Here is a 15,156-nt window from a genome sequence, read left to right on the forward strand (position 1 = left end):
AATTAATAAGACAGACATGAAGTAAATGGCTAGCAGCGACGCTTTTTTTCTTCTAAGCATCACTATCTTTTAAGAAATACAGTATGGATTTTCTCAAAAAAAGAAGAACCCGGCTTATGCCGAGTCATCATTAAAAATCTAAGTCCTGCTTTGGCGGTGTTGGTTTTGCTTGTTGTGTCTTAGCTTTAGAATCATTCTTTGACATCATTGATTGGATTTTATCTACAACTTGCGGTGCTAAATCTAACATTTTCTCTAGCAAATGTGTTCCCTCATCGAGATGAATCATTTTGACTCCTGAAGAACCAACGATTAGAAAGGCAATAGGAGTAATGGAGACACCGCCCCCGCTACCACCACCAAATGGCTGCTTAGAAGAGCCTTGCTGACCTTGACCGTTATTCTCAAGAGTAAATTCACTACCACCTGCAGCAAAGCCAAAACCAACCTTTGAGACAGTTAAAATAACACTTCCATCCGGAGTTTCCACTGGATCACCAATAATGGTGTTAACATCTACCATCTCTTTCAAATTTTCCATTGCGGCTGTCATTAAGCCTTGAATCGGATGATCTGACATGTAAATTCCTCCATTCTACATCGATTGTTTATTGGAATTGTTCGTTAGCTTCGCCAATGTTTTCGATTTAAACTTCACCTTAGAACCTTTCCAATAGCGAAGCATTTTGATTCCAGTCAGGATAGCTTGCCCGATTCGAAATTGGAATATGCAAGAAATATAGGTTTCTGCTCGATGACTTTGAAAATCCGGTGTAATTGAATAAATAGGCATAACTCGAAAGCGTAAAAAGTTCGTTAATAAACCAATAATGGCACTTTTTAAAGTCCAACATCCTCCCACAAACACTCCCGTATGAGCAGCATCTCCCATTCCAACCACACTGCGCCATTCAAACTGTTTGACTTGAACTTTTCTAAGAAACTTTCGTACAATCTTATGAAAATTAACTACATGCTCAAGTATACTTTTTATATCCTGCAAAAAATGAATAAGTTCTTTCGGCGTAAAGCGCATATTTTCTTCTTGTTTTGTTTCATCACTCGTTCCTTTTTCTTCCTTCAACTTGACCGAAGCGGAGTCCGCATCTACTTGAATAACAGGTACCTTCACCGTATATCGAAGCAACCCAAACCATGCGGATAATTTCAACACCAATTCGTCATTCGTATGAGCATGTTGGTAACGGAATACTACCTTAATCTTCGTAATTATAATCAGTACTAATAGAGTAATTAATAAAAGACCTGCAAACAGTACCCACTTCATCCGCTCAACACCCCTTCAGCCCTCCATTATCCCCTAGAGAAGATGAAAATAAACGTCAGAAAAGCGCACTTCCCTCTCGTTTCCTGAAGTCAGGGCAACCTCACACAAAGAGGTCCAAAAATCGTGTCATCCATCAATTGTTTAATGAAGCTAAAAAAGACTCCAGCACCAAAGTACCAAAGTCCTTCTTCTATTATCGTTTTACTAACACTACACTCGTATCAGCAAAAATATCATGCAATCCTTGCTTCCTTGGCAATAGCCCAACAATAAGATAACCAACAACAGTAAACTTTGAAATAAAACGACCGATGCATTCTCTAAATAAGAGCGTTCCCCACGTCATATGTTCTTCTTTTAAAGCAACCACCTGCAAGCCAAAAATCATCTTACCAAGCGTTTGGCGGAAAAACTTTGTCATCAGCACAAAATATAAATAAAATACAATCGTCGTACAAATTACTTCTCCAGATAAAAAGGAATAACTATCCCCCTGATCCGTTAAGGTGAAAATCGGATGAATCAAGATTCTATTTAAACTACCAATGATGAGTAAATCCGCTAAATACGCCCAAAATCTCATCCAAAACCCCGCAAACTCAAAAGAAACAGGTTCACTTGTTTGAATATCTTCTTGAATCGATGCTGAACCAGCCACTTTTTCATTATCGTTTACTTCTGTGGAATAGAGCATCTCTTCTTGATTTGGATTATTTTGTTCCGTCATCCTAACGCCTCCTATTCCGCATATAAGTACATGAGACGTGGAGAGTTAGAAGATGTGAGGACCTTTGTTAAAACCGCTGTTTCCGCATCTACTCCCATTACTTTTTGAGCACTCATGCTTAAGAATGAACTCAAGTTTGCTTCATCTGTATAACGAATGACTTGTGCATCTTTTAACTTCAAATCTGTTTTGATTCCGGCAATTACGTCATCCAAACGACCGATTTCATCGACTAATGCAACTTGTTTCGCTTGACGTCCATCATAAATGCGGCCATCCGCAAGTTTACGGACTTCTTTCTCTGACATGCCACGACCTTGTGCAATCACTCGAACAAACTCGTTATACATATTGTCTACCATCGATTGCAGAATTTTTCGTTCCTCCGCTGTCATTTCACGTGTTGGACTCATAATATCCTTATACGGTCCACTTTTAATGGTTTCAAATTCTACACCGTACTTTTCTGCCAATTTTTCATAATTATACCCTTGCATAATAACACCAAGTGAACCTGTTAACGTTTCATTACTTGCATAAATTTTATCTGCCGGCGCAGAAATATAATATCCGCCCGAAGCTGCCATCGACCCCATCGATACATAAACAGGTTTCCCCGTTTCCTTAAGCGCTAAAATTTCATCATAGATTTCCGCACTTTCTAACACGCCCCCACCAGGAGAATTCACTCGTAAAATAATCCCTTTAATCGTTTCATCCTCTGCTGCCATATCTAATTTCTTCAGGAACGAACGGTGATTGTATGTACTTCCTGCCCCAAAAATAGAATAGTCCTCTCCTGTATCTAAAATTGTCCCTTCTACATCAAAGATGGCAATTTTATTAAATACATCGTCACCTTCTACTACTTCTTCGTAAAAACTACTCTCTCCCGTAGCAAAAAGATCTTCAAATACACTTTTCGTATCAGCTGAAAAAAAGAATGTAGCAGCACTCACTCCTATAGATACAAAAAAAAGTAAAGCAGCAATCCCTAAAGCTGCCCAACGTTTCCCATTCATTGGCTTTCCTCCCTTTATTATGTACTACCTATTATTATATACGAATCCCTCTAAAAAAAGTTTCAAATCAACATTTATATCCCTTTATGCTCCCATTTTTCCATGCTTTTTCATTTTTGCAGCAGTTGCTTTTCCCCATTTTGTCACAGAAAGCGTATAAATAATGAGCGCAGACCAAATAAATAAAAACGCCAGCATATGCGCTTTCGTAAATGTTTCATGATACACAAACACACCAATCAATAACGATAAGGTTGGAGCAATATATTGAAGAATGCCTAGTAAAGATAACGACACTTTTTGAGCACCCTTTGCAAAATAGAGAAGAGGTAGGGCAGTGACTATTCCGCCGCCAATTAACAAAAGACTTGTTGGTGTAGAATCGAAAAATCGAGACTCTGATTGAATCATTAAATACATCCAGTACCCTAATGCAATCGGTGCCATCATGACTGTTTCAAGAGTCAGTCCAATTGCTGCTTCCGTTTGAATCATTTTTTTAGCTAATCCATATAAACCAAATGTAATGGCTAAAACAAGCGAAACCCATGGAATCGAGCCAAAGTGAATCCCTAAAATCAGAACACCCACGCCCGCAAGCATAAAGGCAAACGTTTGAGCACGACTTAATTGTTCCTTTAATACAAGCACTCCCAATAACATACTAACGAGCGGATTAATATAATATCCAAGACTCGTTTCTAAAATTCTTCCTGCATTTACAGCCCAGATAAATACACCCCAATTAACACTTATTAAAACAGAAGCAATAAATAACGCCCAAAACTTTTTAGGAGCTCGTACAATTTCTTTCGCATACGTAATAAAGGCCTTCCATTTTTTCGTCATGATTAATAAAACCACCATAAACAGAAAAGACCAAAACACTCGTTGCGCTAAAATTTCTCCTGAGGAAACCTCCTGTAATTGTTTCCAATAAATCGTTACAACTCCCCAAATTATATAAGAAAGCGCCGCGTATATAATGCCTTCCTTTTCTTGATCCAGTTTCATTCTAAGCCTTCTTCCTACAACATTAATTTTTAACCTATTTTATTATAGATGATTTTATCATCTATGACTGTCATCACGACTTCAGTCTTTAATCATTCAGCTAGTTCTATTCTATTTCAGTCGATCCGTGTACCTCATGCAATTCCCAGCGGGCGTAAGTGTACACTGCTTTTCACTGGCTATTAGTCTTCCCAACTTCTCTTTGTGGAAACGCCTCACCTAAGCAAACGCTTGCCCTATCCAATAAGATACATGAGGACTGTTTACTACCCCAAAACGAGACTAACCATCAGTAAGGCTTCACTGATGGAAGTTTATCTATATGATTTCAAAAAGAAGCCGCCAATATCAAAATTGGCGGCTTCCAATACCTTATGAGTTAGATTGAGCCAATAACTCCTCTTGTTGACGTAATTCGACACGACGAATTTTTCCAGATGTCGTTTTTGGTAAATCATCAAGGAATTCGATTTTTCGTGGATATTTATAAGGAGCTGTTAACTCTTTTACATGCTCTTGCAAGTCCTTTACTAAATTTGGAGCACTAGAATCAACACCTTCTCTCAACACAACGAAAGCTTTTACGATATGTCCGCGTACTTCATCTGGTGAAGCTACAACCGCACATTCTTTTACAAAAGGATGCTTGATTAGAGCATCTTCTACCTCAAATGGCCCAATTGTATAGCCTGAACTAATGATAATATCATCAGAACGTCCTTCAAACCAATAATAACCTTCTTCGTCCTTCTTCGCACGGTCTCCCGTAATATAATATTCACCACGGAACTGCATAGCTGTACGTTCCGGATCTTTATAGTAATTCTTAAATAGGGCAGGAGTATCCACATGAACAGCAATGTCGCCTACTACTCCAACTGGACACGGATTACCATCTTCATCAATGATTTCTACCGTATTTCCTGGAGTTGGTTTCCCCATTGACCCTGGTTTAATTTCCATTCCTTTTGTAACACCAATCAGCAATGTATTTTCCGTTTGACCATATCCATCACGTACTTCAACATTAAAATGCTGTTTAAATACTTCAAATACTTTTTGGTTTAATGGTTCTCCTGCAGATACAGCGCTGTTCAGCTGGGATAAATTATATTTTTGTAAATTATCGACTTTTGCCATCAATCGATATTCTGTTGGTGTACAGCATAATACATTTACTTTATAGTCTTCTAGAAGTTGCAAATACTTTTCCGGTTCAAATCTACCGTGATACACTAATCCTGTCGCTCCAGAACCAAGTATTGCTAAAAACGGGCTCCAAATCCACTTTTGCCATCCCGGCCCAGCCGTTGCCCATGCTACATCATTTTCATTAATGCCTAACCAATTTGCAGCAGACGTTTTTAGATGAGCATAAGCCCAGCCATGCGTATGTACAACACCTTTTGGATTTCCTGTCGTACCTGATGTATATGATAAAAAGGCCATATCATCAGCCTTCGTATTAGCTAACGCTAGTTCTGACGAAGCTGTCTCAGCTAGTTCTTGTAAAGGTAACCAGCCCTCTTGTTGTTGTCCAACAACAAATTTTAAAATAGAGTCGTTCTCTTCAATTTGATTAAATTGATTTGTATACTCCTCATAGCTAATAATCGCTTTTACTTCTGCATGATTAAGGCGATATTGTAAATCTTTAGCACGGAACATTTCTGAACATGGGATGACAACTAAACCGATTTTCAAAGCCGCGAGATACACTTGGTACGCTTCTACTAAACGAGGAATAATAACAAGTACTGTGTCTCCCTTTTTCAATCCTTGATTTAAGAAAACGTTACCAATTTTATTAGCATTTTCTATCAATTCAGTATAAGTCGTTGTTTTTTTATCACCAGATTCATTTTCCCATAATAGGGCAACTTTTGCCGGATCTGCTGCAAACTTTTCTACTTCACTAACTAAGTTATATTGTTGCGGTGCTAATAAATGCTCGCGTTTCATTCCGTTTCCCCCTCTAATAGCAAACTTATATATGTGTTACTATAACTTAATATTTATACCTGGTCATAATTTTATTATACACTAATTTTCTGTAAATTTTAAAATAATTATTTGCTATTGTATATGAACTTACTTATTTCAATTTGGTTTAGTTTGTTTTCAACACCTCCCTACCTATATACAAATATTTTACCATAAATTACATTTTTTTCAATAACGATTCTGAATTTTCCCAATTAATTGTTTTTATAACAAAATACTACATACAATAGTGTCGAACACTCGAAAGAAGGAAGCGGGTATAATACCCGCTTCCTGCAGCCATATTATTCAATTATTTTGAAAATCCGCCACCTAATTGTTGCTCAGCCATTTGGACAAGACGTTTTGTAATTTCTCCTCCAACTGAACCGTTCGCACGTGATGTTGTATCAGCACCAAGCTGTACACCAAATTCAGAAGCAATTTCATACTTCATTTGCTCAAGAGCTTGTTCTACTCCTGGAACTAATAATTGATTTGAGTTGTTGTTGTTTGCCATGTGTTGTTCACCTCCTTGTGATTATAGAGTGTGTAAAAACACATGGCTTCATTCTTGGTAATTGCTAGATAATCAGAATAATCCTTCCATCTCTTTTTCAATAGTTTGTTGATTTGGAACAACAGTAATGGTTTCTATATTTTGAATTGCCTTTTCAATTAATGGCTCAAACTCAACAAAACTTTCATAATAATTCACTTTTTCCCTCTTTGGTTGCGTTTTTGGACTTGCTGGTGTGAATACTGTACAGCAATCCTCATACGGTAAATTAGAAATTTCAAACGTATCTAGTTGCTGAGCCAAATCAATAATTTCTAGCTTATCCATTGTAATAAGCGGGCGTAAAATTGGCGTATTCGTTACTTCATTAATCGCAAACATACTGCTCATTGTTTGTGAAGCTACTTGTCCTAGGCTTTCCCCTGTAATAATCGCCAGTGCGTGATTCTTTTCACGAATTTGATCAGCTAATCGCAGCATTAAACGTCTTGTCGTGGTCATCGAATAATTAGCTGGTACTTGCTGTTGAATTAATACTTGAATATCCGTAAATGGAACAATGTGCACCTTAAAACTGCCTGTCACTTCTGCTAGTTTTGCTGCCAAATCCAGCACTTTTTGACGCGAGCGTTCACTTGTAAAAGGAGGACTATAAAAATGAATAGCCTCTACCTCTAAACCACGTTTCATCGATAAATACCCTGCTACAGGACTGTCAATTCCACCTGAAAGCATTAACATTGCCTTGCCGCTCGAACCATATGGCAATCCCCCAGCTCCCGGAACAGTTTCACCTGTTAAATAAACTGCTTCACGACGAATTTCAACAAGTAAATTGAAATCAGGATTCTTCACATCAACTTTTAATCCCTCGATATTACGTAAGAGATGTCCGCCTAATAAATGATTGACTTCATTTGTTACATATGGAAACTCTTTGTCTGCTCGTTTTGTCGTAATTTTAAAAGTATGGACTGGATCTGATAGCTGATTCATATAGTAGAGCGCCGCTTCTTTTATCTTCTCAATGTCGCGCTCAACCTTAAGCGCAGGACTCAGCGACTGAATGCCAAACACACCTTGCAAACGTGCAATGACTTCTTTATGGTCGGCATCATGTAAAATAATATACATTCTTTCTCGATTGGCTGTTAGTTCAACATTCGGAATATCCTTTAAGCTCCACAAAATATGCCTTCTCATTTTAGCCACAAATGATTTTCGATTCCGTTTTTTTGTTGAAATTTCTCCGTAACGAATAATGATATGATCAAATTTCATGTTACTACCTCATCACCTTTTCTAGTTTAGCTACAGCGCGTCCTATAGCATCAATAGCTTGCTTAGCCTCTTCTATTTCATTATGAAACGACGTACTAATCCGAATGACACTTTCTGCTCGCTCTTGATTTCGATACATTTCAAGGACTGTTTTACTTGCTGTTCGCTTTTTAGATGAACAGGCGCTTGTCGTTGAGACATAAACACCTTCTGTTTCTAACTCATGAAGTAACACTTCAGATTTAAGACCTGGTACCGAAAAATTAATAATATGAGGAGCTCCGTCTACCGGACTGTTTACTTGTACTCCATCAATTTCCTGTAATCCATGATAAAAAACTGTTCGAATTTCTTTCAATTTATGCGCATATAACACGCAATTATTTAAACTAATTCTCATCGCCTTTGCAAGCGCAACAATACCCGCTACATTTTCTGTACCGCTTCGGAATTGGCCTTCTTGATTCCCACCTGAAAACAGTGGAGCTATCCGCACACCTTGACGAATATACAAAACACCTGTCCCTTTTAACCCGTGTAATTTATGGCCAGATATCGTACAAAGGTCAATTCCTGCATCTATTAATGAAAGATCTACCTTTCCAATCCCTTGTACATGATCCACGTGAAACAATATTTGAGGGTATTGCTTTAACAGCTCTCCAATTTCAGCAATCGGTTGAATCGATCCGACTTCATTATTCACATGCATAATAGAAACTAAAATCGTATCTTCACGTAACGCTTTCTCTAAATCAACAACTGAGACGCGCCCTGTTGCATCAACTGGAAGATATGTTACTGCAAATCCTTGTTCACTTAACACTTGGAAAGCTTCCATAACCGATGGATGCTCTATACTCGTTGTAATAATATGCTTTCCGCGATTTTGGTTAGCTAGTGCTGCCCCTTTAATCGCTAAATTATTGCCTTCTGTACCGCCTGAAGTAAAAAAGACTTCTGCACTCTTCACTTTCAATAAATCAGCAATTTGCTTTCTTGCTGTTGAAAGAAGCTTTTCTGCCTGCGTCCCGATACCATGAAGAGAAGAAGGATTACCAAAATAGTCCGTTGATACTTTTACAAACGACTCGATTACCTCAGGATACGGCTTCGTCGTCGCACTATTATCTAAATAAATCATCATGTCACCTTCTATAATCTATTAACGCCACCCATTCAGATAACGATGAAAGGAAATACTTATACAATTTTTACTCTTGCAACGTCTAATATTAACATAATTAAAACAGAATGAGAATCTTGCTCCTTAAAGTTGTTTATAACCTTATTTTTCAGCACTACTATTTCATACCGCACACATCAAAAAAACTCGCACAAGGCGAGTTTTTAGGATATTACTTCTTCTATATTCGCTTCAAGCCTCTTCATACTGCCCGGTTCAACCTTCTCAATCGCTGCAGCAGCCGTCTCTAATGCAGCTTGATAGTCAAAACTATGAAATCTTTTTTCAGCTTCCTTTAAGCTTTCTGCCATAAAAGCATTTCTGCTGCGATAACGATTTCCATATTGAATGACTTTCTCCGCTAGGTACATATGTTCAATTAAACTTTGAGCACTTTCATGTACTTTGTTTGTATTCGCTACCGCTTGTTCTAAAAATAAATAAACAGCTGCAACATCAAGTGGTTTTTCTTCCAATTTTCTTTGGACATGGTCAATGCTTTCTTTCGCATTCTCAATAATTGTTTTAAATTCCTCCGGCAATCCTGGAATATTGCTTTTAGAAATCATTCGACTTGTCTCAAGCATCTTATGTTTTAAATCCGCTAATGATTCTTTTGCATCTAATTCATCTTTTCTTAACGCCTGCAACTTCCCTGCAAAGACTTGCTGCTCTTCCATTAAAGCTTTTAACTGCTCATCAACTGCTTGCATTTCTTCGCTAATAAGCGAGCTAGCTGTATCATTATCTTGAATTTTTAGTCCAAGCAATTCATATCTCTTTGCAATTTGTTGAATTTGCTTAATCATTTTTGTTTGCGCTTCTAGCTCACTATTCGTTAATTGATAAGATTGCTGCACAATAAACATTTCTTCCTCAAGCTTTTCATGTTCATATTCTACGTTTGCAATTGTTTCTGCTAGCTTTTCATGATTTTTTTGAACATATTGCTTCGACAATACTTCTTTTTCTAGTAAATCGTATAAAATATTTAGGCGGTCACGCAAGTCATTCATCCCTTGCTCGACTACTTCCACTTCCGCATTTTCCAACTGTTTCTTATACGAATCTAACTCTGTTTCTAAGCGCGTTACTTCTTCTGTAAATTCAATATGATTCAGCAAGTAACCTTGGTCAATCATATCTTGATAACCGTCTTTTAGCTCTGCAATTTGGGCAGGGAGCGAAGAACCACTTTCTAATAACAATGCTGGCAGTTTCTCCATTCTTGAAGCTAGTTGATCTAACTTTGCTTTAACCGATAAAACAAGCTCACGTGCATTTAAATAATTCCCATTTGCGGTTTCTTCTTCATAACTTTTAAAAACCGTTGTAACTTCTTCCAACGTCTCTTCTAGCTTACTAACCGCTTTTCCATAATTATGGCGATGCGCAAGTAAAGATTTTTTTAACTGACGATGGGTTTCCTGCATTTCGGCTACCTCAAAACGATTCTTCTCCTCACTTCCAACTAACTCATGTAATTCAGACAGAATCGATTTAATACTTTCCTCAATCTCATTCAACTTTGCTGAAATTTGCCTTTGTACGTCCTTTGAGCGTTTGAAACGATATTTATCAACATATTCCTCTGCATCAAATAACAGCTCTTCTACTTCAGGCATACGGACTGTAATAATGACATCCCATTCACTGCGCCAATTTTCAAACAGTTCCTCCGTTTCACCATTCATATTCAATCTCTTGACCTTAGAAAGCTCTTCCAACACGGGGCGATTCATAATATTAAGCTTCCATGTTTCTAAACGATCAATTTCTTGAAAGTACCTTTTCTTAAAGAAATAGCCCCCAATAATAAACAATAATAGTAAAATTACTATTCCCAGTATGTATTCCATCATAAGCCCCCTGTTCTAGCCTTACCGTCCATCTTGTAAATCTCTATATCAAATAAAATAAGAAAATGTTCAATTTAATGCTTTTATGATACCATGTTAACAATTATTTTTGATGACAAAAATTTATTTTTTGTAGAAAATTACTAAAAAACAGCTATTTATTGGGAGGGAAATGTGATGAAAACGGATAGTCATGTACATTCACCGTTTTGCCCACACGGCTCTAAGGATTCATTCGTTGAGTATATAGAAAGAGGAATTCAACTAGGTCTACAAGAAATCACCTTTACTGAGCATGCTCCTCTGCCAAAGGGATTTATTGACCCCACGCCTGAAAAAGACAGCGGTATGAATGCTGCCCTTTTGTACACCTATTTAGAGGAACTTCAACAGCTAAAACAGCAATATAAAAATCGTATTAGAATTAAATCCGGCCTTGAAATCGATTATATCGAAGGATTTGAACAAGAAACCAAAGCTTTCCTTAATGAAATTGGAACTTTTCTTGATGACAGCATTTTGTCCGTCCATTTTATCGAGCATAATCACAAATGGTATTGTATCGATTATAGCGATGATGAATTTGGAAACATTAGCAAGGAACTCGGTTCTATCGATGCCGTTTACACAAAATACTATGATACACTTCAAAAATCTATCAACGCGGACTTAGGTCTTTATAAGCCAAAACGAATCGGTCATATTACACTGGTCCATAAATTCCAGCATCGGTTCCCCGCAGCTAAAAGCTTCGACGATCGTGTGTATCATATTCTAGAACAAATTCAGCGCCAAAATTATGAATTAGATTACAATGGAGCTGGTGTTGTAAAACCACTTTGTCGCGAGCCGTACCCTCCGGAACGATTTGCTAAGCGGGCTGTTGAATTAGGCATTCCTCTTCGCTATGGTTCTGATGCTCATCAAGCGAAAGACTTAGGACAAGGATATAGTGCCTTGATTACACTCCCGTAAATAATTCAGGACGACTAAATAGTTTTGCCTGATCATGATCAGGATGAAATAATGTTTGTTCAATGAAACGCTTCACCTCATCGGCAAAACGGTTCATATAGTAAGCTTCCTGCGGGAATACATACAGTACTTCTGTTGCATAATTTGGATGCAGGACAGGTGCTGTTAACAAGCTTTTCAACTGCAATAAATAAAGCGGCACAGAAACAGATTGAAACACGCGTGTCTTAATGCCTTCATCTAAAAGATGTTGAAAATAATATTTTTCTTTCATAAAATAAGTCGAATGAATTTCGCGGTTTAAATTGGTATCTAATGCGGATTCACCGTAAATAAAACGCGCAGCTAGGAAATATTCTCTCTGGAATTCCAGTATATCCGTCACTAAATCTACCAAACATTGTTGCGGTCCTTTCTGTTCTAACATGACAACATTTCTCTCTAAGACCGCAATATATTTTTCTAAATAAAACATAAAGCAATATTCTAGTAAGCCTTGTTTATTCTTAAAATAATAAGCGATATTAGCTGGATTCACTTTTGCTTTGTTGGCAATGTCACGAATCGATGTAGCATGATAGCCTTTCAAATGAAAAAGGTAAAGAGCGGCATCCAAAATTTCTTGTTTCGTTGACGTTTGGCGATTCATCGGATTTCCCTCGCTTTCTACATAAAGACAATTGTCTAGAAAGTATTCTAGAGTAATTGACGGGAATCCTTTTAAAAGTTCTCGACAAATTCTTAGCATCCATGCTCATTCAAAATACAGCACGATAAAATTATGATGAAGTTAGGTGAAATAATATGTTTAGTGTCGAAAAACACCCAGGAAATAAACAAGAACAATATACACTTTTGCATAAACAACTCGTAGCACTTATTGAGGATGAAAAAAATCAAATTGCCAATTTAAGCAATGCTTCTGCTTTACTAAACCAGTTTCTTCCTGATATTAATTGGGTTGGTTTTTATTTAGTGGAAGACAATCAATTAATTCTTGGACCATTTCAAGGACTTCCTGCCTGTGTACGCATTCCTTTTGGAAAAGGAGTTTGCGGTACTTCAGCAGCAAATAAAACAACGCTGCGCATCGCCGATGTACATCAATTCCCAGGGCATATCGCATGTGACGCTGCTTCTCAATCAGAAATTGTTATTCCTCTTATAAAAAACGAGGAAATCATCGGCGTTTTAGATATTGATAGTCCTATGACGAATCGTTTTGACGAAGAAGATCAACAAGGTCTTGAAGAATTTGTTACTATTTTGAGTAAGTATTTATAGCAAAATATTTATATAAAACAGACCTATTCGCTAAACGAATAGGTCTGTTTTATCGTTGTATGCAGTAATTAACAATCGCACTGCTGAAGGAGCACTTTATTTTTCCCAGTATTTTTAGCAATGTATAGCGCCTCATCTGCTCGCTTAAATAATTCTTTCACATTGTTACACCGTTCTTTCGACCAGTATGATACACCGCATGAAATCGTTATGTTTGGATTAGTTTGCTCAGCCACTTTATCCTTAATTCGTTCTGCAATCCGCAAACCAATATGCAAATCTACTTTTGGCAAATACACCGCGAGCTCTTCACCGCCCCACCGTGCTCCTATATCCGTATCTCGAATATTACGCTGAATCACTTTAGCTACTTGAATAAGGACCTCATCCCCCACTTGATGGCCATATGTATCATTAACCTTTTTAAAATTATCAATATCAATTAAAATAAACGTTCCTTGATCATCTGCAATCATCGATTCACACATTTGCCGGTCAAGATAGCTTCGAGAATGCAACTGAGTTAAATGATCTGTAATAACCATTTTCTCTAATTCCTCTCGCAGAATGGAGTTCATCATTGCTATACTAGAATGGTGAATCAGCGACTGAAACAGTTTAAACATATCGAATGAGAAGAAGTACGGCTCTTTATGCAAAACGACCACAAACCCTCTAAGAATACTATTTTCCATCATAGGAACGGCCATTAACGAACGATACTCTAAATCCACTTCCTCAATGTAAACCGTTACATCACTAATAAATTGTGATTCTTTTTCTTCTTCTATCTTCCTTTTTAAAAAGGAGAGGTAGACCTGTGCATCCTCTGTTTCAAAAAAGCTTGAACTTTCGGAAAGTAACTGCAATGCTCCATCATCGGATAGTAAAACAAAACCTGATTGATTCGCTTGAAAAGATTGTATAATTTGTCGCTTCATAAATCGAATCGTGTCATTTAAACACGTGTTAGAGTTCAAATAATGTGACGTTTCGTTAATCAGCTGTAAATCCGCGACAAGCCGTTTAGATTGTTGATACAGTTGGGCATTCTCGATTGCACTCCCAGCTGTATTTGCCAACAAGGTAATAAAGTCGAGTTCACTTGGTGGAAATAACAAACTATTAGGGGCGATAATCTGCAAGACTCCATATACCCCCTGCTTTCCTAATAGCGGGGCATATAAAATAGAGTGCCGATCTGTATAATCGTCCTCAAATTGTAACTTTCCAGTCAAGTAAGCTTGCATCGCGGCAACATTCTCACTATTATAATCTAATTCTTTAACAGGCAAATTCCCATGTCCATAGCTATCTTGGGACAGAAATAAATAATAATCAAAAGTTGGATATACATTCTGTAAAGTAGAAATGACCTCTCCTAATACAGCCGTCATATTCATAGAAGAGTGAAACTGCTCCGTTACCCGATACAATTGTTTATATCGCTGTTCCTTATGCTTCGTTTTAGCAATACATAAGACCGTTTCCATAATCGTAGCAAACTCTTTTGAGAATATAAGCCAATCTTCCTGCAGATACGAAAATGCGCTGGAGGTTTTTTCTTTAAATCCAACTAACCCTACCATCTGATGATCAACATGAAGAGAAATAAAAGCTTGAAAACCTTCAATTTCCATAAACAACTGGTCTGGCACAATATATCCTTCATTCTCGCTTCGATTCCATTGTGTGATCAACGTATCAGAAGCGGCTAACACTGACTTTTGAAAAGCTCCAGTCGTAGCTTCCATATAAAACTGTTGCGTCCAATCATCATATTTAAAGTAAGCTACTTCCTCCATACGTAATAACTCTTTCGTTATCAATAATACATCCTGTATAAATGCAGTGGAATACATGTCATTATCCACATTACTTATCCGCTGAAAAAAAAGAACACGTAATTCATTTAATAATTGAGTCATTCTACCACTCATAGTCCATCATCCCTAAGTAACACTTTATTTTTACAGAACCCTATACTAAGAGAGCCTGTCTTCTTGCTAAACCACCT

At 37.4% G+C, this 15,156-nt stretch carries 14 protein-coding genes; 2 read left to right on the top strand and 12 right to left on the bottom strand.

Annotation, left to right across the window (positions count from 1 at the left end; translation table 11 throughout):
- Positions 1-130 precede the first annotated feature (130 nt).
- The 10 genes from ytfJ to ezrA form a co-directional block, all read right to left on the bottom strand.
- Entirely contained in the window at positions 131-580 is a 450-nt protein-coding gene (gene ytfJ, locus D1953_RS09075) for a GerW family sporulation protein (RefSeq protein ID WP_119116860.1), read from the bottom strand.
- Positions 581-595: 15 nt separating this feature from the next.
- Positions 596-1,288: a DUF2953 domain-containing protein gene (locus D1953_RS09080; RefSeq protein WP_119116861.1), complete on the bottom strand. Its 693-nt coding sequence runs from the start codon at positions 1,286-1,288 to the stop codon at positions 596-598.
- A gap of 193 nt (positions 1,289-1,481) precedes the next feature.
- A complete protein-coding gene (locus tag D1953_RS09085; RefSeq protein WP_119116862.1) occupies positions 1,482-2,015 on the bottom strand; it encodes an RDD family protein in 534 nt (177 codons plus the stop codon).
- Positions 2,016-2,026: 11 nt separating this feature from the next.
- Positions 2,027-3,037 (bottom strand): signal peptide peptidase SppA, encoded by a 1,011-nt coding sequence (gene sppA / locus D1953_RS09090; RefSeq protein ID WP_119116863.1) that lies wholly within the window; start codon positions 3,035-3,037, stop codon positions 2,027-2,029.
- 84 nt (positions 3,038-3,121) lie between these two features.
- Positions 3,122-4,051, bottom strand: a complete 930-nt coding sequence (gene rarD / locus D1953_RS09095; protein ID WP_119116864.1) for an EamA family transporter RarD — start codon at positions 4,049-4,051, stop codon at positions 3,122-3,124.
- A gap of 372 nt (positions 4,052-4,423) precedes the next feature.
- Entirely contained in the window at positions 4,424-6,013 is a 1,590-nt protein-coding gene (gene mbcS / locus D1953_RS09100; protein WP_119116865.1) for an acyl-CoA synthetase MbcS, read from the bottom strand.
- A gap of 334 nt (positions 6,014-6,347) precedes the next feature.
- Positions 6,348-6,554 (bottom strand): alpha/beta-type small acid-soluble spore protein, encoded by a 207-nt coding sequence (locus D1953_RS09105; RefSeq protein WP_119116866.1) that lies wholly within the window; start codon positions 6,552-6,554, stop codon positions 6,348-6,350.
- 72 nt (positions 6,555-6,626) lie between these two features.
- Complete coding sequence (gene thiI / locus D1953_RS09110; protein WP_119116867.1) at positions 6,627-7,835, bottom strand: tRNA uracil 4-sulfurtransferase ThiI; 1,209 nt, start codon at positions 7,833-7,835, stop codon at positions 6,627-6,629.
- Between the two features lie 4 nt (positions 7,836-7,839).
- A complete protein-coding gene (locus D1953_RS09115; RefSeq protein WP_119116868.1) occupies positions 7,840-8,979 on the bottom strand; it encodes a cysteine desulfurase family protein in 1,140 nt (379 codons plus the stop codon).
- Between the two features lie 206 nt (positions 8,980-9,185).
- The gene (ezrA, locus tag D1953_RS09120) at positions 9,186-10,880 is read right to left on the bottom strand and encodes a septation ring formation regulator EzrA (protein WP_182480552.1); all 1,695 of its coding nucleotides are present in this window, start codon (positions 10,878-10,880) and stop codon (positions 9,186-9,188) included.
- 177 nt (positions 10,881-11,057) lie between these two features.
- Here ezrA and hisJ point away from each other — a divergent pair, with 177 nt between their 5' ends.
- On the top strand, positions 11,058-11,855 hold the full coding sequence (gene hisJ, locus D1953_RS09125) for a histidinol-phosphatase HisJ (protein ID WP_119116870.1): 798 nt from the start codon (positions 11,058-11,060) through the stop codon (positions 11,853-11,855).
- Here the strand turns inward: hisJ and refZ are convergent.
- The gene (gene refZ / locus D1953_RS09130; protein WP_164853291.1) at positions 11,842-12,504 is read right to left on the bottom strand and encodes a forespore capture DNA-binding protein RefZ; all 663 of its coding nucleotides are present in this window, start codon (positions 12,502-12,504) and stop codon (positions 11,842-11,844) included. The two genes, hisJ and refZ, sit on opposite strands and share 14 nt — an antisense overlap.
- Positions 12,505-12,659: 155 nt before the next feature.
- On the opposite strand from refZ, the gene D1953_RS09135 reads away from it, so the two are divergent.
- Entirely contained in the window at positions 12,660-13,139 is a 480-nt protein-coding gene (locus D1953_RS09135) for a GAF domain-containing protein (protein ID WP_119116872.1), read from the top strand.
- Between the two features lie 68 nt (positions 13,140-13,207).
- On the opposite strand, the gene D1953_RS09140 is transcribed toward D1953_RS09135, so the two are convergent.
- Entirely contained in the window at positions 13,208-15,079 is a 1,872-nt protein-coding gene (locus tag D1953_RS09140) for a sensor domain-containing diguanylate cyclase (RefSeq protein WP_119116873.1), read from the bottom strand.
- Positions 15,080-15,156 lie beyond the last annotated feature (77 nt).

Source organism: Peribacillus asahii (assembly GCF_003570725.1).
Taxonomy (GTDB): domain Bacteria; phylum Bacillota; class Bacilli; order Bacillales; family DSM-1321; genus Peribacillus; species Peribacillus asahii.